Consider the following 17,813-nt stretch of genomic DNA (forward strand, 5'->3'; position numbering starts at 1 on the left):
CGCTCAGGGGTGTTGCGGAGGTTCCTCGCTTCAGGGCAGGGCCAGCCCGGCGACCACGGACTTGCCCCGGTACGGGCGGGCCCGCACGCCCCACGCGGCGGCGAGCGCGTCCACGAGCAGCAGCCCGCGCCCGGACTCCTGCCCCGCGTCGGGCGGTCGGCGCATGACGGGCCGCCCGTCACCCGGGTCGGACACGGCGAGCCAGTAGTGCCCGTCCGCGGGCCACACGACGAGCTCCACCCGGTCCTCGGCCGCCCCGGCCCCGTACCGTACGGCGTTGGTGACCAGCTCGCTGGTCAGGAGGGTGAGGTTGGCGCGCAGCGCGTCCGGCACGTCCTTCGGCAGCCAGTCGGCGAGCGCGTGCCGGGCGCGCCCGACGGACGCGGGGTGGGCGGGGAACCGCCAGAGGGCGGGCACGACGGGAATCTCGGGCATGGCGGACTCCGTTGCGTGGGTGAGGGTTCGGTGGGTGCGGTGGGTTCGCCGGTGGCATGCCGCCCTGGTCGCGGGCACACCCGTCCCAGGGCGGACGGGCATGCTCGCGCGGTGCACTTCCGGCGTTGCTCTCCGTAGTGGCGCACGCACCACGATAGGACATCGGGAGTACATGTGCTACCGATTCGCTGACGGTCCGTTGGACCCGGGCTCGGCCCGCGCGGCACACTGAGCCGCGGACCAGGAAGGACGCACATGCCGCCGAGAAGCAACCCGAGCGCACGCCAACAGCGGCTTGGCGCGGAGCTGCGCAAACTCCGCGAGGACGCCGGGCTGTCCACCGAGCAGGCAGCCGCCCTGCTGGACACCAAGCGCACCGTGATCTCCAGCACCGAGGCCGGGCGCCACGGCGTCAGCCCGGAGCGCGTGCGGCGCATCGCGTACGTCTACGAGTGCACCGACCGGCCGCTCATCGACGCCCTCGTCGCGATGTGCGGCAGCGACCAGCCGCCGGGCTGGTGGGAGGACTTTCGCGACACGCTCCCGTCGACCTTCCTCGACGTCGCCGAACTGGAGTGGCACGCGGCGGCTCTGCGCGTCAGCACGATCACTCACATGCCCGGCCAGTTCCAGACCGAGGCCTACGCCCGCGCCCTCTTCCGCGCCGCGATCCCTCCCTTGCCGGAGGCCGAGTTCGAGGCCCGCGTCGCCCACCGCGTCCAACGCCACCAGGTCCTCGACCGCCCCGACGCCCCACCCTACGAACTCGTCATCCACGAGGGCGCGCTGCGCACCCAGGTCGGCGGCCCGGCGGCACTCCGCGCCCAGTTGGCGCACCTGACGGAAGCCGCCGCCCGCCCGAACGTCACGATCCAGGCGATCCCGTTCACGGCCGGGGCGTTCCCCGGCTCGGGCCAGTCGATCCTGTACGCGCACGGTGCGGTGCCGCGGCTGGACACGGTCCTCGCCGACCGCGTCACGGCAGGCGAGTTTCTCCACGCCGACGCCCACGTGCGCACATTCGGCCTTCAACTCGACGAGATGCAGCGCATCGCGCTCCCACCGGAGAAGACCCTCGACCTCATGCACACCATCGCATCCGACCTGTAGGAGAGTTGACCGTGCCCGACATCACCTGGGAAGCCCCCTTCTGCCAGGACGCCAGCAACTGCTTCCGCATAGGCACCGACGCGGACGGCAACGCCTACATCGCCGTCGCCGGAGCGGAAGACCACTACCTCACCGACACCCACGAAGCCCTCCGCGCCCTGATCGCGGAAATCAAGTCCGGCAAGGCGGACCACCTCCTGTGATCCCCTCCTGAGGGGCGGACCGCACCCGGGTCTCCGCCGACCCGGCCGGGGCAACCCTCAGGTTGGCCTGGCGGGGCTCCCTAGGAGATCTTGTACGCGTCGTGCGGGGTCGCCCGCGACCAGACGGCCTCGAAGGCCTCCGCGCACAGGCGGGCGGCGGCCGGATCCTCGGTCATCTCGCGTGGTGCCGAGCCGCCCTCGCCGGTGAAGTGGTTCCAGCGGACCGTCCGGCCGTCGAAGAGCCAGAAGTCATTCCCGGGGAGCGCGACGTCGCTGGCCCTGCGGCGAGGGAGCCACCGCACCTGCTCCCCGGCACCGACGTTGACGACGGTGAGAGCGTGCTCGTACCGGATGTACGCGCTCACCGGCTCCGACACGATCCGCGCCCGGCGCACGACGACCCCACGGGCGACCGTCCGCCGGATCAGTTCCACCCACTCACGCCAGTAGTCCGACCCCGGGTCCACGTTGAGCTCTCCGGTGGCTTGCCAGCGCGCAAAGCTCTCCACGTCGGAGCTGACGCCGTACGCGTCGCGCATCTCCAGATGCACGGCGGAGTGCCGGGCCTCGTCGATGACTTGCTCGAAGCTGGGCATGTCGTTCGATGACATCTGGACCTCCCTACGTCGTATTGCTCACGGACCGGCGCCCCTGTTGCCCTCTCCCGGCGAAAGAGGCCCGGCCACGCTGGGAACGGGCGGCCGCGCTCCCAGCACCTCCCTCACCTCAGGGCGTCGATGGCGCGGACGATGAGGGCCCGCGCCTCAGCCCCGTACACGGCCATGGAGCGAAGTTGCTCGAACGCGCTGAGGTACAGGCCGATTTCGGTGGGCTGCGTGATGTTGACCTGAGCAGAAAGCAGCTCGACCGCGACGAGGGACTCGTCGAACATCGAGAAGGTCTCGGCCGCCCAGAGGGGACGCCCGCGTGTGCTCATCGGGATGATGCCGAGGGAGACCGCGGGCAATGCGCCCGCCGTCAGGAGAAAACCGAGTTGGGCGGCCATGGCGTCCGCGTCGCCGAGCTGATAGCGCAACGCCGCTTCTTCGACGACCAGGACGAAGCGGCGTCCGGCCTCGTGAATGATCCGGGAGCGGTCGACGCGCGCCGCTGCAGCTTCCTCGGCGTCGTCCGGGACACCGAGGAAGCGCGCGTTCGTACTCAGCAGCGCGCGGGCGTATCCCTCGGTCTGGAGCAGGCCGGGGACCAGGGTGCTGGTGTAGACCCGAAAGGTCTCGGTGGAACGGTAGAGGGCGAGGTAACTGTTTTGGAGCTGCCGCAATCCCTCCCGGGCCTTCCGCCGCCATTCGGTGTACAGCGACTCGGCGTGGAGTGAGGCCGCGATGAGGTCTGCGGCTTGGTCCCCGGCGTCGGTGGCCCTGCACCACAGCCGAATGTCCGTGGGGGATGCGGGTGTACGGGCGTTCTCGATCCTGCTCGTCTTGGAGTGGTGCCACTGGCACCGGGAGGCCAGCTCCGAAACGGTCAGTCCAGCGGCACGCCGCAGGCCTCGCAGGCGTCGCGCGACGTCTTCGCGGGCGTCCTGGGCGGCCGAGGACGGAGAGACAGGCATGGCCTTCCGGTGGTCTGGTCAGCGGATCGCGTACTGGTCGTGGGGGATGCCGCGATTCCACACGGCATCGAAGGCGTCAACGCACTGCTTCACGACGGCCGGGTCGGTGGTCAACTCCATGGCGGGATCCGCCCAATCGCCGACGCCGGTGAAGTGGTTGAAGAGCACGGCCTCACCGTCGAAGAGCCAGAGGTCGCAGCCCGGCACCAGCAGATCCGCGGCCTGCCGGCGCGGCAGCCACCGTACCTCTTCGCCCGCGAGGACATTGACGGCGGTCCCGGCGTGCTCGTACCGGATGTACGAGGTGACCGGCTCCGACACGATCCGCGCCCGGCGCACGACGACACCGCGGGCGCGCACTCCGGCGATGAGGTCCACCCAGGGGGCCCAGTACGCCGATGCCCGGTCCGCATCGCGCTCACCGGTGCGCAGCCAGTGGGCGTAGTCGGCTGCCTCGTCGCCGACGGCGTACTGGTCGCGCATCTCCAGGTGGAAAGCTGAGGTGCGTGCGGAGGTGAGCAGGGACTTAAAGTCCACGCTCGGCGGCATCGCAAGCCTCCCTCAGCAGCGGGATCAGGTGGGCCGGGATACGGATGACCGTCTCACCGGCCGGAATGCCCAGAGCGTGGCCGGGCGCGGGGTTGTCCGCGCACTCGCGGCGCGTTTCTTCGTCGGCGATGTAGCTCTGGAAAAGGATGTCGCGGGTAACGGTGTGTACCCAGGCGGTGGGCGATCCGCTGTGCCCGGTCTCGGGGTCGACTCCGATGAACTGTAAGGCGGCCACGGCCAAGTCCTTCCTCAGGGTGGTGCACGGTTGTGCGTAACCATGGCCGCGCAAGGCCCTTTTGAGCAAGACGATATTCGGCCTTGCACCCTAACGAGTTGTCTGTGTGCACATTGCTGCACATCGCTCCCCTGCAAGTACGCGCCGCTCGTAGCGTCGAAGTGCTCGCCCCTCGCGCAACAGCTGGCGGGGTCGGCGGCAGAAGGCCCCGCGGCGACAACGCCCGGGGCGCCCACGCCGGAAGGGGCGCGATGGTGAGGACCCCACCCTCTTGTGAGGGCGCGAGCCCGACGTGTGTCCGCGGGTGGTCGCGGCGCGCCCCGGAGGCCGGGGCGTGACGCGGTACTGCGCCCGGCACCGGGGGTGGGTCATGGGTACGGACGCCGTGGTCATCTCCCGGCCGGAGGACGGAGGCGGGTGCGCCGTCTGTGCGTGCAACCCGTGCGTGCGGCGTGAGGGCATCGTGCCGCCCCGCCCCCAACGCAGCGGGGCCCCGGCGTGAGGGCCGCTCGGACGTGCGGGTGGTGCGGGCGGGACACCGCGGACTACCTCGTGCACGACATCGACGCGGACCACGGGCCCGCCGAGGTCGTGTGGTGCCGGGACTGGCGGGACTGCCGGGCCGCCCGCACCGACGCCGCCCGGGAATCCTGAACCCCTCCCCGGGCCGGGCTTGGCGGCAGACCCGGGGAGGTCACGGCACCACCACCTCGACCGGCGAGGGGAGGTGACTCCCATGAGCGTACCGGCGGCAGATGCGGCCGACCCCGGCGACGACGACCCGACCCCGCCCGCCGACGAACCCGACTGCGGCGGCGGCGACGGCTGCGGCAGGCGGTAGCGCATCACCCGAACGGGGCCGGCCACCGACCGGTTGTCGGCCCCTCCTGGTAGAGGACGGACATGACGCCGCACTGGCACGCGTACACCTACACCGGCCCCTCCCGCCCGCGGGACTCCGACGCCCGCAACCCCGCGGCCGCGGCCCCGCCCCTGGTCATCGCCGAATGGCCCGGCAAGCCGCTCAGCATGCTCGCCGGCACCTTCACCACCGCCGAGGCCGCCCTCGACTGGCTCGCCCAGCAGCTCGCCGAGACCCCGCCGCTGCCCACCGCCCTCCCGGCCGCGGCGATCCTGGCCCACGCCCGCGCCCGCCTGGCCGCCCACCCGGCGGACGAGGTGACGCGCTACTACACCGCCGGCTCGTACGTCGCCCGCGACCTCGTACGCTGCACGGGTCGGTGCCCGGCGCCGCCCGCCGGTGACTGACCGGCCGCTTCGGCTACCGCTACTCCTGGCCGTCACTGGTACACCCACGCGGGCGACCGTGACTTCCTGGCCGCCTGGCTCGGCCACCCGGACTTCCGGTTGGTCGAGTAGCGGCGTGGACGGTGGCGGTCGGGCCCGCCCTAGTGCGCGGTCCCGTCGCCGTCGTTCTGGGACGCGAGCATCCGGGTGGAGTTCGTCCGGAGCAGCGCCGTACCCAACGGGGTGAGCGTGTGCAGGATGGTGTTGCGAAGGCGTGTGGATGTGGTCAGACCGGCCTCCCGCAGGGTGGTGGCGTGCTGGCTGGCCGTGGGAGGGGTAACGCCGGTACGCCGGGCCAGTTCCCCGGTGGTGCAGCCGCCTTCGATCACGCGCAGGCAGGCGGCGCGTGTCGGGCCCAGGAGATTTCCCAGCGCCTGGGGGTGCGGGGGGCTGCCGGGGGTGATCCACCAGGCAGGCGTCCGCGGAAGGGGGTAGACCAGCACCGGTGGCAGGGTGGGGTCGATGAGGGTGACCGGTCGGCGCCAGCAGAAGGCCGAGGGCACCATGACCAGCCCGCGCCCCGCCAGGACGATGTCGCGCTCCAGGTGGTAGTCGACCTCCAGCACCGGCGGGCGCCACCTCATGGTCGGTCCCAGGGCCGCCAGCAGCCCGTCGCAGCCGTGGTCGAGCACGGCGCGGGCCCTTACGGCACGCTCGGAGTCGACGAGGGCCTGCATACGGGACCAGTACGGGACCAGAACGGCGCGGTGATAGCCCCGCAGCGCCTCGCCGAGTTCGGACAGCGCCTGGCTGCCGCCGGCCATCAGGGCACGGGCCTCTGCCGGCACGCCGGTGAGGACCGCAAGCTCCCGGCGCAGCCGGGCGCGTGGTGTGGCCAGCACCGCCTCAATGCCCTCCTCCAGTCCGAAGGCAGCCCGGGCCGGGGTGAGGAAGTCCGGGAAGTCGCCCACCGGCGGCGCCAGCCAGCGCAGGAGCCGCAGTTGGTGTCGCGGCAACCGGCGCAGTCCGGTGCGGATCTGCGCCCGCCAGGGGTCGTACACCGCCCTGCCGCGCGTGGTGCCGAGCAGGTTGATGCTGAGCACCGTTTCCCAGAGGGGGTCCGGCTGCCGCGCGAAGCGGACCCGGGAAAGATCTACCCCGTTGAAGTGCACACGCAGCACCGCTACCCCCCGGCTCACCCCCGACGTGTCGGATCAGTGTGCGAGTCGCCGATATGCGGGAGATAGCTCCTTTCAGGTCAGAGCAGCCGCCCGGCCAGGCTCGAATGCACCGTCAGGCCCATGCGTTCCCAGCGGCCCTCCGGCCGTGCCGGCACCTCCCGAACCCCCCGCGTGCAGGCTGTCCTGGGTGATTCGGCCGTGCTCGAAGCTGCTCGCCCCACTAGAACGGAAAGCCCGACACTGATGGCCGCGCCAGGACGGGCCGGAGCGCGTACCGGAACCCGTCGAACGCGGAACGGGACACGTCAGACGTCATCCACACGAGGGAAACGCGTGCTCCGGCGCGCTCCAATTGGAGAGACATACCGCCTGCCCCGCCTGTACAAGGCGAATCCCGGCGCGAACCAATTGCACTGAACGAGCGCATAGATGACACGAATGTCCTCTCACAGATGTGACGTTCGGAGAGGACGGCTCGCGGGTGCGGGCCGGCAGTGCACCGCGGGCGATGGCCTCGCTGCGGAACCCGGCCGTCGGCGCACTTCGTCCGGCAGGGCGGAACAGCATCACCGAAGGCCTGCACCATCGCGGACGGGACATGGCCCGAAGCGACTCGAATAACAGGAGGTCATAAGTGGCAACGCGCACCAAGATCGGCGTGAAAGCAGGCGCCGCCGCACTTGCGGCATCAGCAGTCCTCCTCGCAGTTCCTGGCGAGGCGTCGGCAGATGGGGCTGTTGGGAGAAGTTTCTGCAACTCCTCGGGCGCTTGTGGAACCGTGTACGTTGTGTACAGCAACGGTCAATTCTACGGAGAGCTGGACGGCGCCGGGATCATTTCCGGCTCAGTGGTCCAGCTCCAGGCCTCTGGCTATCAGGACTTCCGCAACGTGCCCTACAAGTGGAGCGCAACGGTGCCCTGGAATTCAACGTGGACCGCCACCCAAAACGTCAACCCCTCCAACCTTCCCGGCTGGTGGTTCCGGGCATGCGGATGGATCGGATCGGGAACTGCGTGCACGGACGCCGTTAAGCCCTGATCCAAGGACGCCTCGCGCGGCCAAGTTGGGTATCCCCCAAGCACAACGCGTCGGCGTTTCCCCATCGGACGGTCAGGCCCCGCTGCCAGGCGCGGTCTGACCGTTTCCCACCCGCCCCGTCATGTTTTTCGCGGTCCTGCAAGAGGGCCGCCGGCCTCCGGGGATGCGGGCCCCGCCGCCGGGAGTCGGGGGACTCGGCGGCGGGGCGCGGGGGATCAGCCGCGGCGGAAGAACTCGACCTCGGCCAAGGCCAGATGGTGGCCCTTCGTCAGGCCCACCGGAGCGCGGAGGGTGAGGCGGACGGTGGTGACGTCGCTGATGCCGGTGGGGAAGGGCTGGTCGCCGGGGTGGTCGTCGAGGGTCAACTCCTGGTGGTGGGTAGCGCCGTTGCTGGACGTGGTGTCCAGGTCGATCGTGAGGGCGCGGCCCTCGGCCTGGTACTGCTTCAGGGTCGCGGAGGCGCCGTTGGTGATGTCGACATCGACCAGGCGGATGGGCTTGGCGAAGGTGTACGTGATCGTCGCGCCCGCCGAAGGGGCGGCCCAGTAGCGGTTGTTGAAGCCGTCCAGGGTGTTCGCGGCCGGGTGGCCGGGGACTTGCGCGCTCGCGGTGGCGTGCGTCGGGCGGATGGGCTTCGCGCCGCCCAGCTTGTCCTTCGTGTCCTCGAACAGGCCGCGCCCGGCGGGCAGCGCGAAGAAGACGCCGACGGCGAGGACCGCGACCACCAGCAGGATCACCAGCAGCCGCTTGAACCGGCCCGAACCCGCCCGCACCCGGCGGCGGAGGGGCCAGATCGTCCGCCACCACGGCAGGGCCGCGCGCGCGGGCGCGGGGTTCAGCGGGGTGGCGCAGCGCCGGCAGAAGCGGCGGTCGGGCGGGTTGAGCGTGCCGCAGTTCGGGCAGGGCTCCCCCTCGGCCTCCTCCGGCTCCGGCAACGGCCGCACCACAGGGCGCGGCGCGACCGGCCGCCCGGGCAGCACCGGCCGTACGGGGGCGGGGTCCGCCTCGGGCGCTTCCTCGGCGGGCACGCCGGGCCGCCGGGGCGGTACGGACCCCTGCGGGGCTGCGGGCCGTACGGGCGCGGGCGCCGCGGGCCGCTGCGGTGGTACGGACCCCTGCGGGGCGACGGGCGGGGCGCTGGGCGAACTTGCTTGCACCGTGGGGGGGTTGGGGGCCACCGGCGCCGACCCGCTCGGCGAGGCGGGCTCCTGGGCGGGGGCGGGGGGTGCCGCGGGCTCGGCTCCGTGGGACCCGGATCCCGACAGGCCGTCGCGCACGGCACGCCGCAGGCGGCCCGCCCACGCGTCGGGCCCGTCGGTCACCGCGTCGGCCGCACGCCGGACACGTCCCTCCGCCCGATCGGGAGCATCCGCCGCACGCCGGACACGTCCTTCCGCGCGCTCAGGAGAGTCCGCCGCACGCGCCACGCCGCCGCCCGGCGAGACCGCGTCGGCGGCCCCGCGCGCCGCCCGCCGCAGGCGCCCCCCACGGGGTTCGGGGGCGGGCTGCTCCTCCGGCGGGGCCGGTGTGGGATCGGGAGCGGCCGAAGTGCCGGGCCCGGCGGGGGCGTTGCCGCCGCCGGACGCATCAGCGGGCGGGGCGGCACCGTCTGCGGCCCCGGAGGGAGCCGAACCGCCGGTCGCGGCAGGGGCGGTGGGTGGCGCGGCCCCTGCCCCACTCCCGGAGGGCGCCGATCCGCTCGACGCGGCAGCGGCGTCGGGCACGGCAGACCCGGTCCCACTCCCGGAAGGTGCCGAACCGCCGGGCACGGCAGGGGCGTCGGCACCGCTCGACACTCCTGCGGGCGCGGCATCCCCGCCCCCGGAAGGCGCCGAACCGCCGGGCACGGCGGGGGCGTCGGGCACAGCGGACCCGGCCGCAGAGCGCGCCGAACCGCTCGACGTGGCAGAGGCGTTGGACGCCGCGGACCCGCCCCCGGCCCCCGAGACCGCCGAACCGCCGGGCGCGTTCGCGGGCGGCTCCTCCGATGGCTCTGCGCCGGTCGGCTCCGGCCCGGTCGGCTCCGGGGCGGGCGGCTCCGGGGCGGGCGGTGACCCCGCGGACGACGGCGCCGGGCTCTGCGACCAGCCCAGGTACGTACCGCAGGTACCGCAGAAGTCCTCCGTGGGCGCATTGGACGCCCCGCACGCGGGACACGCACGCATGGCGTCACCTCCCTTCGTTCGGCGGGCCGGGCAGTATCTCCACCCGGCAGGCGGTGTGCGCCGGGCACATCGCGCGGACGGTCTCCCGGACGCGTTCGGCGTCCACGTGCGGCTCGCGGCCCGGCCACACCCGCACGAGCGGTCCCGCCGGGTCCTGCGGCGGGAGGTCCGAGCCGGAAGTGCGGGACCAGGTCGCACCGCCGTCGCCGCTGACGTCGGCGTGCACGCCGAGCACCAGCCACAGCGCCTCGACGAGGCCCCTGCGGGTGCCGCGCAGCCGGTGCAGCTCCAATGCGCGGACGACCGCCTCGCGGCGCAGCTCCAGCGGGCACCGCGGGTCGTCCACGGCCCCGACCCACGACCCCAGCCACGCCAGGAAGTCCGGCGGCGCGAGGCGCGGATCGAGGTACGCGGGCAGGTTGTCGAGCGTCGCGAAGACGGGCGCGAGGACGACGTCGAGCCCGGCGGTGAATCTCTGGGCGAGGCTGTCGTCGGCGTACAGCGCCGGGAGCTGCTCCCCGATCGGGTGCCGGCTCCGCAGACCGGGTACGGCGGCTCGGCTCATCGGACGACCTCCGCGTAGGCGCTACCGCGCCGGTTACCACCCAGCGGGCGGGGGCTCCCGCTACCGCGCCGGTTACCACCCAGCGGGTGCAGGCTCCCGCTACCGCGCCGGTTACCACCCAGCGGGCGGGGGCTCCCGCTACCACGCCGGTTACCACCCAGCGGGTGCAGGCTCCCGCTACCGCGCAGGGTGCCACCCAGCGGATGCAGGCTCCCGCTACCGCGCGGGGTACCGCCCAGCGGGCGGGGGCTCCCGCCACCGCACCGGTCACCACCCACCGGGTGCAGGCTCCCGCCACCGCACCGGTCACCACCCACCGGGCGGGGGCTCCCGCCACCGCGCAGGGCGAGCGTTTTTGGGGGCGCGGGGAACTGCGCGCGCAACCCATCACCGGCCGGTGGTCCGGGCACGACAGCAACTGCCCCTTCGGGCCGGTGACTACCCGCGCCACCATCGTGGCCGGCCGCGCAGTTCCCCGCGCCCCTGAAAACGCTCGCCCCGCGGCGCAGCCGCGCCCTCGCCCCACCGCCCACGGCGGGAAAAACGGCGGGCCCGCAACCCATCCGCGCCCTCGGCGCGCGGCGCACCCCGCGGTGCAATCGCGGGCTCATGCCGGAGTCCCCTCTGGCCGAGCGGCAGCGACCTGGTGCTGGTGGGAGAAGACGAGCGCGTCGGGGGTGACGTCGAGGCGGTCGGTCGGGGCGCCGCGGCGGCCCGTGAGGGGGTCGGCGGGGAAGAGGCGGATCTCCTCCACGACCGCGTCGCCCGTCGCGCGCTGGAGGACGCCGAAGATCTCGCCGTACTGGACGGGCCGGCCGAAGGGCCAGCCGGTGCCGTCGGGGCCGCCGGTCAGGGGGTTGAGGTAGTGGTAAAGGGCGTCGAGGGCGGCTTCGCGGACGGCGTCGGAGTCGCCGCCGGGGGCGGTGGTGAGGCGGGCGACGACGGTGACGCCCTGGTAGGCGGGGGGCTCGACGGCGACGCTCGTGCCGATGAGACGGCGCTCGTCGAGGGCCTCGGTGATCGCGGCGAGCACCTGGTCGGAGGGGATGAGCTGCTCGAAGCGCAGCCGGTCGTCACCCTCGTCGGCGACCGCGTCCGGCACCACCAGGACGCGTACGGAACCGGCCCCGCCGCCGGAGGCGGGGACGCAGCGGACGCGGGCGGCGGAGGGCGCGGCCTGGCGGGCGATGATCTCGTGGTCCTCCGCGGTGACCGCGCGCTCCTGCATGCGCAGCGCGTCCGGCGCGCGCAACTTCGCGTTGTCGACGGTCTCCCCGGCGACCCCGCCGCGCGCGGCCTCGCGGTTGGCGACGCGGGCGATGTACGGGACGGAGCTGCGCAGCACGGAGATCGCCCCGCGGGCGACGTTCCCGGCGGGGCCGCCGCCGGTGCGGTAGCGGGCCACCCGGATCTGCGCGCCCTTCGGCGGCACCGCGCCGTAGTGCCGCAGGGTGCCGTCCGCCTCGCGCACCGCCGGCGGGAAGGCGAACTCGCCCGCCGTCGCGTCCAGCGTGACGTGCAGGTCCTCCGGCGTGGAGCGGCCGAAGCTCTCGACGATCTGCCAGCGCTGCCAGCCTGCCGCGTCGGAGACGGAGGAGACCTCGACGACCGGCGGCCCGCCGTCGAGCAGCACCGGCGGGCGGGCGAGCCGGAAGGCCTGCCCGGGGACGCCCTCGGAGGTTCCGAGGGGGACGTCGGTGAGGGTCTGCGCGTGCTCGGCGGGCATCGTGCCGCCGACGGTGAAGACGGACGCCTCGCGCACGGTGGGCGACTCGGAGTAGAAGGGCTGCCCGGGCTCCGGCTCGGTGACGCGGCAGCGCAGCCATCCGGCGCGGGTGCCGCCGCTGGTGGAGGCGGTGTGGCCCTCGGGCACGTACAGCACGATCTCGCCGGGGCGGTTGAGCCCGCCGGTGGTGTCCTCGCCGGTCTCGCAGATCTGCCAGGCCGAGCCGTCCCACGCCTCCCACACCAGCGGGGGCTGCCGCGGGTCGACGCCGATGCCCTCGACGCGGCTGTCGAGGCGGATCGCGACGATGCAGCGCGGTACGGCGGTGGGCAGGCCGAAGAGCAGCGCGTCGCCCGGCTGCGGCGCGCTCTGGAAGCACGGCACGTCCCGCCCCTCGGTGAGCGTGCGGGTGCGGTCGGTCTGCTCGCCGCCCCGCGGCGCGGCGACGAGCCGCTCCAACGACGAGGGCAGGATGCGCAGTTCACCGGTCGTGGTGAAGACCACCGCCTCCTCGGTCTCGCCGCGCACGGTCGTGACCTCGGTGCCCGCGGGCAGCACGAGCGTGTCGTCCTGCGGCGCGGAGAGCCAGAAGTCGACGTCCGCGCGGGCGGCGGCGGGCGGGAAGAGCCGGATGCCGAGCAGGTCGAGGAAGGCCAGGTAGTTCTTCTCGGGGACCCGGTTGAGCCGGTAGAGCAGTTGGTCGACGAGGTAGGCGAAGGTCTCGATGAGCGTGACGCCCGGGTCGGAGACGTTGTGGTCGGTCCATTCCGGGGCGCGCTGCTGGACGTAGCGCTTGGCCTCGTCGACGAGCTGCTGGAAGCGGCGGTCGTCCAGGTTGGGTGCGGGCAGGGGCATCAGCCGGCCCTCCGTTCGCCGAGCGCGACCACGTCGGCGAGGGCGCCGGAGTCGTCGGCGGCGCCGTCGGACGGGATCGTGTAGAAGGGGAAGACCAGGTTCCGCCGGTCGTTGGTGGACCGCACCGTGTAGTGCACGTCGATGTAGAGCGTCCCGGCGTCGATCTGGTCGAAGGCCACCACGACGTCCTCCACCGCGATCCGCGGCTCCCACCGCTCCAGCGCCTCGCGCACCTGCTCCGCGATCCGCCCGGCGGTCGCGCCGTCGCCCGGCGCGAAGACGTAGTCGTGGATGCCGCAGCCGAACTCCGGGCGCATCGGGCGCTCGCCGGGCGCGGTGCCGAGCACCAGCCGGATCGCCTCCTCGATCTCCCGCTCGCGCTCGACCATGGCGATGCCGCCGGTCGGCCCGACCCGCAGCGGGAAGGCCCAGCCGCGGCCGATGAAGCGCTCGCTCATCACACCCCTCCGATCTGCACGTTGAGCGCCCCGAGGATCACCTGCGCGCCGCACGCGGTGCGGTCGCCCATCCGCGCGGCGGGCAGCCCGCCGATGAGGACGGGGCGGGCGAGCGCGGTGGGGCTGGGCAGGATGACGTTGGCCGGGCCGAGCAGGGCGTGCGGCGGCACGACGCACACGTGCAGGCTGCCCACGACGGCCGCGGGCCTGCCGCCGATCAGCACGCGGGCCACCGTCGCGGCGGCGGGCGGCGGGGGGGTGGTGATGACCCCGCCGTGGTTGGTGGGGTCACCGGTTCGGGCTGCGGCCGGCATACGTCGCTCCTCGCGGAAGTCCTGGAAGTGCTGGAAGTCCTGCGGCCCGGGGGCCGGTTGGGGTCGTGGGACCAGGTCGGGGGGTACGGCGTCGGAGCCGTACGGCGGTGCGGCCGGGGCGGGCGGGCGGCCCACCACCGCCAGCGTAAGAGCAAGTCACCATGAGCGGGCCTCAGTTGATCCGGACGAGCGCGGCCTTGAGGACGCCGAGGGCGCCGCCGTCCACGGTGACGTCCGCCGTGCCCCTGACGCTGACGGACGCGCCGCTCACCCGCGCGCCCGCCGTACCGTCCACGTTGACCTGCCGCCCGCGCACGTTGACCGTGCCCTGCCTGGCGTCCAGCGTGATGCCGCTGCCGTCCATGACCAGGGAGCTGAGCGCGGCGCCGCCCGCCGCGGAGGACACCGTCACCTCGATGCGGTTGTTGCGGTCGTCGAGGAAGACCTCCAGCCGGCCGTCGCCGGTCTGCAGCCGCACCCCGTTCAAGCCGGTGGGCGAGTCCAGCAGCTCCACCCGGTGGCCCGAACGCGACACCACCGAGCGGCGGTTGAGCTTGCCGCTGGTGCGGTCGACGAGCGGGACGTCGTGCTTGGAGGGCTTGTCCATGCCGTTGTAGAGGCCGCCGATGACGAACGGGTGGTCCAGCAGGCCCTGTTCGAAGCCGACGAGCACCTCGTCGTTGACCTCGGGGCTCACCACACCGCCGCCGCCCTTGCCGCCCCACTGGACGGTGCGCACCCAGTCGGTGACGTAGGTGTCGTCGAGCCAGGGGAAGGTGAGCCGCACCGCGCCGCTCTGCCCGCCCTCCGGCTCGCGGACGTCCGTGACGACACCGGTGGCCAGTCCCGGGACACGCGCGCCGCGGCCGGGGGCGTTGGCGCCGGTGACCAGGCCGGTCAGGGAGCGGTCCGGACTGGCGCCGACCCACACGGTGGTGCGGTAGCCGCGGTCGGGCTCCAGGACGTGCTGGGCCGCGGTCGCCGTGTAGCGGCCGGAGAAGGCCTCCCCGACGTTGCCGAGCGCGACCGGTACACCCGCGCGCAGATGCGGGTTGCCCTCGGCCACCGCCTCCAGTTCGGCGAAGCCCGCCCCGACCTGGTCGGCGGCGGCTCCCGCGGCGGCGGTGGTCTCGGCGAGCGTGGCGTACGGGGTGTCGGTGACGGTCAGCTTGGCGGTGCCGAAGACGGACGCGGCGCGCGACGGGCTCAGCCCCGGCTGGATGCTGTCGCTCACGACCGACGGCTCCCGCGAGACCAGCGGCTTCTTCGTCCTGACGTCCCAGCCGCGCACCTCGACCTGCGCGGCGCCGTCCGCCGCGGTCAGCGCGGCCCGCAGCGCGAGCAGGTTGCGGCCGTACTCCAGGACGAGCGGGTTGCGCGCGGCGGAGGTGGAGGGCGCGGGCGCGCCGGACGCCTTCTTCGGCTTGGTGAACTGCAGCAGGCCCTTGTCGTCCACCCGCACCAGCGCGCCGCTCTCGTGCGCGAGGAACTGCAGGAAGTCCCAGTCCGAGACGTTCGCCTGCGACAGCTGCTTGTACGTGACCGGGGCCGCCTCGACCTTGCCGACCGCGAGGCCCGCGCGCGTCGCGACCTGCCGCACGATCGCCGACGCCGACATGTTGCGGTACGCCGCCACCCGGCGGCCCCGCTGCAACCGGTGCGCCCGCGAGTAGGCGCGCACGACGGTGAAGCTGCCCGTACGGTCGCGGTCCAGCTCCAGCGCGGTGACCTCGCCGTTGAACAGCAGCTCGCGGCCCTGCCCGGAGGCCGTCATGACCGACACCTTCAGCGGGGTGCCGATCGTGATGCCGGTCTTGCCGAGGAATTCGTGGTCGGGGTCGCGGAAGGTCAGCACGGCGGCGTCCGGCAGCCCCACGTTCTCGTCCACGATGCAGCTCACCAGCTGCGCCGCCCAGATCTTGGGGAGTTCGCCGGGCGCCTCCACGATCGGATCCGCGGCGAAGGACCGCCCGCCCTGCTCGCTCATGCCTCTTCCTCCGCTCCTGTGGTCGGTCTTCCTGCTCTCCCCCTGCCTTCGGCGGGAGGTGCCCCCTCCCTCCGCGGGCGGCCTCGTACCTCGGCCGACCACTGCGGGAGCTCGGGCGTCAGCCCTCTGGTCCGGCCCCGCGCAGCGCCGGCACCACCAGTTCGGTGCCGGGCGCGAGCGCCATCGGGTCGTCGATGCCGTTGGCCTCCGCGATCTCCCGCCAGGCGGACGCGTCGCCGTACTCCCGCCACGCCAGCATCGCCAGCGTGTCGCCCGCCACCACGGTGTGCGTGCTGCGGGCGGTGCGCGCGCCGGACGTCGGGTTCTGGCCCGGCACGTCGACGCTCGCCTCCTCGATCGCCAGCGCGCACGTCGCCCGCAGCGGCTTGCCGTCCACGTCGAAGAGGGTGTACGTCGCCGCGACGCTCGTGACCACGCCGTAGAACGAGGTGGTCCGGGACGTACCCCACTCGAACCGCACCCACGGGCTCGCGGGCTTCTTGCGGCCCAGGCTCGCCGGGGTCGGCACGCACGCCTTGAGCAGCTTCTCCACCGCCTGCTCCACGGAGTTGTCGTGCGTGGCGGTGGCGTCGAGGAAGACCTCCAGGCTCAGCGTGCGCGGGCCGCTGCCCACGAACTCCGGCAGCGCCGACTCCTCCGCCATCCGGGACGGCGACCGCCGCCACTCGTTGGTCTTCTGCAACTGCAGGGTGTTGGGGTTGAACTGCAGCTTGAGCTGCGCGATCCGCCCGCCCGGCTTCGCGCCGACGGTCGCGGGCGGCTCCATGAGGACGAGCTGGGCCGAGGTCCGGCCGGAGGGGAGCGCAGGGGACATGCGGGGGGTTCCTTTCCGGACGGGTGTCTCTCACGGGCCTTGCGCGGGCGGGGTGTCGGCGGTGCCGGCCGGGCCACGGGACTCGGTCGGGCCTCGCGGCTCAGCCGGGGCGCAGGCCCTCGTGGGCGATCTCCAGCGTCTCCACCGCCGCCTGGGAGTTGGACGGGTCGAAGGACGGCCCCTCCCAGCGCACCGGGACGATGCCGAAGACCTGCCAGCTGATGATCGGCGTCAAGTCGGGCCGCAGGGCGACGATCTCGCCGTCCTTGGGCTCCACCCGGCGCAGCGTCTCGTCCAACCAGCGGGCGATCTTCGCGGTGTCGGCGGTGACGGGGCGGGTGAGCGTGATGTTCGACCACGTCACGCGCCCGGGTAGCTGGTGCGTGAAGCCGTTGTTGCCGCCCTCGGCGTAACTCTCCATCTCCACCTGGGCGCCCATGCCGGAGCACGTGTGGAAGGCGCCCAGGTCGTTGCCGCCGATGGCGAGCCGGAAGAACACGCTCGTGGCGAAGATGCTGTCTGTCATCCCTGTCGACTCCCTCTGTCCCGCCCTCAGCGGCGGCCGTCGTGCGGACGGCCGATACGGTCCCGGCCGCGGCGCAGCTCGGTGCGCAGCAGGCGGGAGACGGGTTCGAGCAACCGCCGGGCCAGATCGTCGAGTTCGGCGGGGTCGGTGCCGTGGTGCTGCTGCTGCGCGCCGGGGGCGGGTGCGGTTCCGCCGCCGGCGGCGAGGCCCGCGGTGCGGCGCTGGACCTGCGGGGCGCTCTGCTGGGGCTGCGACTGCGGCTGCGGCCTCGGGACGGCGGTCACCGGGACGCCCGCGGGGAGGCCGAAGTCGGGGCCGTGCAGGGCGTTGCGCTGGACGACCGGGACGACGGGGACGGGTGAGGCGCCTCCGCCTGCGCTCCCGCCGGGTGCGGTGGGGCGGGGCTGGGCCAGGGGCACGACGGGGGGCGCGCTTGCGGAGGCGAGCGCGCCGGGGAAGGCGGAGGGTGCGGTGGCGGGCGGCGCCGCGGGCCGGACGAGCGGCGGCGGGGCCGAGCCCGTTTCCGCCCGCTGGACCTGCGGTACGCCCGGGCCCTGGGCGCCGGGCCACCGCGGGGCCACCACGGGCGGGGCCGCGGCGGCGGGGGGCGGTGCGGCCCCTTCGGAGGAGCGGGTGCTGAGGGTGAGGCCGCGGGCGGTGAGCAGCGGGAGGGCGCGGCGTACGGCCGGGGGCCGCGCCGGGAAGAGGGTGAGCGGGTGCGCGCCGCTGCCGCCGCTCGCGAGGGAGCGCGCGATGACGACGGGGGGCGGGCCGGTGGGGGCCGGACGCCGGAGGAGGGCTGTCTCTTA

Annotated in this window: 19 protein-coding genes and 1 pseudogene; 5 read left to right on the plus strand and 15 right to left on the minus strand. The window is 73.7% G+C overall.

Translation table 11 applies throughout. The annotated features are described in order from the left end of the window. Window positions 1-30 precede the first annotated feature (30 nt). Window positions 31-435 carry an ATP-binding protein gene (locus tag IH54_RS0128090; RefSeq protein ID WP_031522069.1) on the minus strand — a complete coding sequence of 135 codons (405 nt, stop codon included), beginning with the start codon at window positions 433-435 and terminating at the stop codon, window positions 31-33. Window positions 436-690: 255 nt separating this feature from the next. Here IH54_RS0128090 and IH54_RS0128095 point away from each other — a divergent pair, with 255 nt between their 5' ends. After that, on the plus strand, window positions 691-1,545 hold the full coding sequence (locus IH54_RS0128095; RefSeq protein ID WP_031522072.1) for a helix-turn-helix domain-containing protein: 855 nt from the start codon (window positions 691-693) through the stop codon (window positions 1,543-1,545). Between the two features lie 11 nt (window positions 1,546-1,556). After that, on the plus strand, window positions 1,557-1,748 hold the full coding sequence (locus IH54_RS0128100; protein ID WP_031522075.1) for a hypothetical protein: 192 nt from the start codon (window positions 1,557-1,559) through the stop codon (window positions 1,746-1,748). A gap of 80 nt (window positions 1,749-1,828) precedes the next feature. On the opposite strand, the gene IH54_RS0128105 is transcribed toward IH54_RS0128100, so the two are convergent. The 4 genes from IH54_RS0128105 to IH54_RS0128120 form a co-directional block, all read right to left on the minus strand. Beyond that, window positions 1,829-2,359, minus strand: a complete 531-nt coding sequence (locus tag IH54_RS0128105; protein ID WP_031522077.1) for a DUF6879 family protein — start codon at window positions 2,357-2,359, stop codon at window positions 1,829-1,831. Between the two features lie 110 nt (window positions 2,360-2,469). Further along, on the minus strand, window positions 2,470-3,321 hold the full coding sequence (locus IH54_RS0128110) for a DUF5753 domain-containing protein (protein ID WP_031522079.1): 852 nt from the start codon (window positions 3,319-3,321) through the stop codon (window positions 2,470-2,472). 18 nt (window positions 3,322-3,339) lie between these two features. Next, window positions 3,340-3,870: a DUF6879 family protein gene (locus IH54_RS0128115; protein ID WP_031522082.1), complete on the minus strand. Its 531-nt coding sequence runs from the start codon at window positions 3,868-3,870 to the stop codon at window positions 3,340-3,342. Beyond that, window positions 3,848-4,105 carry a hypothetical protein gene (locus IH54_RS0128120; protein WP_043182500.1) on the minus strand — a complete coding sequence of 86 codons (258 nt, stop codon included), beginning with the start codon at window positions 4,103-4,105 and terminating at the stop codon, window positions 3,848-3,850. Before IH54_RS0128120 ends, IH54_RS0128115 begins: the two co-directional genes overlap by 23 nt. 498 nt (window positions 4,106-4,603) lie before the next feature. Between IH54_RS0128120 and IH54_RS45735 the strand changes: the two genes are divergently transcribed. From IH54_RS45735 to IH54_RS48145, 3 genes and pseudogenes are all read left to right on the plus strand, one after another. Next, window positions 4,604-4,759 (plus strand): hypothetical protein, encoded by a 156-nt coding sequence (locus IH54_RS45735; protein WP_159012101.1) that lies wholly within the window; start codon window positions 4,604-4,606, stop codon window positions 4,757-4,759. 249 nt (window positions 4,760-5,008) lie between these two features. Next, window positions 5,009-5,374 carry a hypothetical protein gene (locus IH54_RS0128135; RefSeq protein ID WP_031522087.1) on the plus strand — a complete coding sequence of 122 codons (366 nt, stop codon included), beginning with the start codon at window positions 5,009-5,011 and terminating at the stop codon, window positions 5,372-5,374. Between the two features lie 27 nt (window positions 5,375-5,401). After that, window positions 5,402-5,485, plus strand: a pseudogene (locus tag IH54_RS48145) (DUF6368 family protein); the annotation flags it as partial. 29 nt (window positions 5,486-5,514) lie between these two features. On the opposite strand, the gene IH54_RS0128140 reads toward IH54_RS48145, so the two are convergent. From IH54_RS0128140 to IH54_RS41965, 10 genes are all read right to left on the minus strand, one after another. Next, window positions 5,515-6,456, minus strand: coding sequence for an ArsR/SmtB family transcription factor (locus IH54_RS0128140; protein ID WP_234343952.1), 942 nt, complete (start codon window positions 6,454-6,456; stop codon window positions 5,515-5,517). A 1,332-nt stretch (window positions 6,457-7,788) separates the two neighbouring features. After that, window positions 7,789-8,601, minus strand: a complete 813-nt coding sequence (locus tag IH54_RS45740; protein WP_159012103.1) for an NADase-type glycan-binding domain-containing protein — start codon at window positions 8,599-8,601, stop codon at window positions 7,789-7,791. A gap of 1,141 nt (window positions 8,602-9,742) precedes the next feature. Beyond that, complete coding sequence (locus IH54_RS0128155) at window positions 9,743-10,303, minus strand: phage tail protein (protein ID WP_031522094.1); 561 nt, start codon at window positions 10,301-10,303, stop codon at window positions 9,743-9,745. A 607-nt stretch (window positions 10,304-10,910) separates the two neighbouring features. After that, window positions 10,911-12,884 carry a putative baseplate assembly protein gene (locus IH54_RS0128160; RefSeq protein ID WP_031522096.1) on the minus strand — a complete coding sequence of 658 codons (1,974 nt, stop codon included), beginning with the start codon at window positions 12,882-12,884 and terminating at the stop codon, window positions 10,911-10,913. Continuing rightward, a complete protein-coding gene (locus tag IH54_RS0128165; protein ID WP_031522098.1) occupies window positions 12,884-13,342 on the minus strand; it encodes a GPW/gp25 family protein in 459 nt (152 codons plus the stop codon). The genes IH54_RS0128160 and IH54_RS0128165 overlap by 1 nt, the downstream gene beginning before the upstream one ends. Then, complete coding sequence (locus IH54_RS0128170; RefSeq protein WP_031522101.1) at window positions 13,342-13,656, minus strand: PAAR domain-containing protein; 315 nt, start codon at window positions 13,654-13,656, stop codon at window positions 13,342-13,344. The genes IH54_RS0128165 and IH54_RS0128170 overlap by 1 nt, the downstream gene beginning before the upstream one ends. 172 nt (window positions 13,657-13,828) lie before the next feature. Beyond that, window positions 13,829-15,643 (minus strand): VgrG-related protein, encoded by a 1,815-nt coding sequence (locus IH54_RS0128175; RefSeq protein ID WP_031522103.1) that lies wholly within the window; start codon window positions 15,641-15,643, stop codon window positions 13,829-13,831. Window positions 15,644-15,761: 118 nt separating this feature from the next. Further along, window positions 15,762-16,478, minus strand: a complete 717-nt coding sequence (locus tag IH54_RS0128180; RefSeq protein WP_031522105.1) for a LysM peptidoglycan-binding domain-containing protein — start codon at window positions 16,476-16,478, stop codon at window positions 15,762-15,764. A gap of 100 nt (window positions 16,479-16,578) precedes the next feature. After that, entirely contained in the window at window positions 16,579-17,004 is a 426-nt protein-coding gene (locus tag IH54_RS0128185) for a phage tail protein (RefSeq protein WP_031522107.1), read from the minus strand. Between the two features lie 26 nt (window positions 17,005-17,030). After that, window positions 17,031-17,588: a hypothetical protein gene (locus IH54_RS41965; RefSeq protein ID WP_052397954.1), complete on the minus strand. Its 558-nt coding sequence runs from the start codon at window positions 17,586-17,588 to the stop codon at window positions 17,031-17,033. Between the last annotated feature and the right edge of the window lie 225 nt (window positions 17,589-17,813).

The organism is Streptomyces sp. NRRL F-5123, assembly GCF_000721495.1.
GTDB lineage: Bacteria > Actinomycetota > Actinomycetes > Streptomycetales > Streptomycetaceae > Actinacidiphila.

What these genes read in the sequence shown, in the direction of transcription:
- IH54_RS0128090 (WP_031522069.1), bottom strand. Translation starts at nt 435, where the DNA reads ATGCCCGAGATTCCCGTCGTGCCCGCCCTCTGGCGGTTCCCCGCCCAC.
- IH54_RS0128095 (WP_031522072.1), top strand. Translation starts at nt 691, where the DNA reads ATGCCGCCGAGAAGCAACCCGAGCGCACGCCAACAGCGGCTTGGCGCG.
- IH54_RS0128105 (WP_031522077.1), bottom strand. Translation starts at nt 2,359, where the DNA reads ATGTCATCGAACGACATGCCCAGCTTCGAGCAAGTCATCGACGAGGCC.
- IH54_RS0128110 (WP_031522079.1), bottom strand. Translation starts at nt 3,321, where the DNA reads ATGCCTGTCTCTCCGTCCTCGGCCGCCCAGGACGCCCGCGAAGACGTC.
- IH54_RS0128115 (WP_031522082.1), bottom strand. Translation starts at nt 3,870, where the DNA reads ATGCCGCCGAGCGTGGACTTTAAGTCCCTGCTCACCTCCGCACGCACC.
- IH54_RS0128135 (WP_031522087.1), top strand. Translation starts at nt 5,009, where the DNA reads ATGACGCCGCACTGGCACGCGTACACCTACACCGGCCCCTCCCGCCCG.
- IH54_RS0128155 (WP_031522094.1), bottom strand. Translation starts at nt 10,303, where the DNA reads ATGAGCCGAGCCGCCGTACCCGGTCTGCGGAGCCGGCACCCGATCGGG.
- IH54_RS0128160 (WP_031522096.1), bottom strand. Translation starts at nt 12,884, where the DNA reads ATGCCCCTGCCCGCACCCAACCTGGACGACCGCCGCTTCCAGCAGCTC.
- IH54_RS0128165 (WP_031522098.1), bottom strand. Translation starts at nt 13,342, where the DNA reads ATGAGCGAGCGCTTCATCGGCCGCGGCTGGGCCTTCCCGCTGCGGGTC.
- IH54_RS0128170 (WP_031522101.1), bottom strand. Translation starts at nt 13,656, where the DNA reads ATGCCGGCCGCAGCCCGAACCGGTGACCCCACCAACCACGGCGGGGTC.
- IH54_RS0128175 (WP_031522103.1), bottom strand. Translation starts at nt 15,643, where the DNA reads ATGAGCGAGCAGGGCGGGCGGTCCTTCGCCGCGGATCCGATCGTGGAG.
- IH54_RS0128180 (WP_031522105.1), bottom strand. Translation starts at nt 16,478, where the DNA reads ATGTCCCCTGCGCTCCCCTCCGGCCGGACCTCGGCCCAGCTCGTCCTC.
- IH54_RS0128185 (WP_031522107.1), bottom strand. Translation starts at nt 17,004, where the DNA reads ATGACAGACAGCATCTTCGCCACGAGCGTGTTCTTCCGGCTCGCCATC.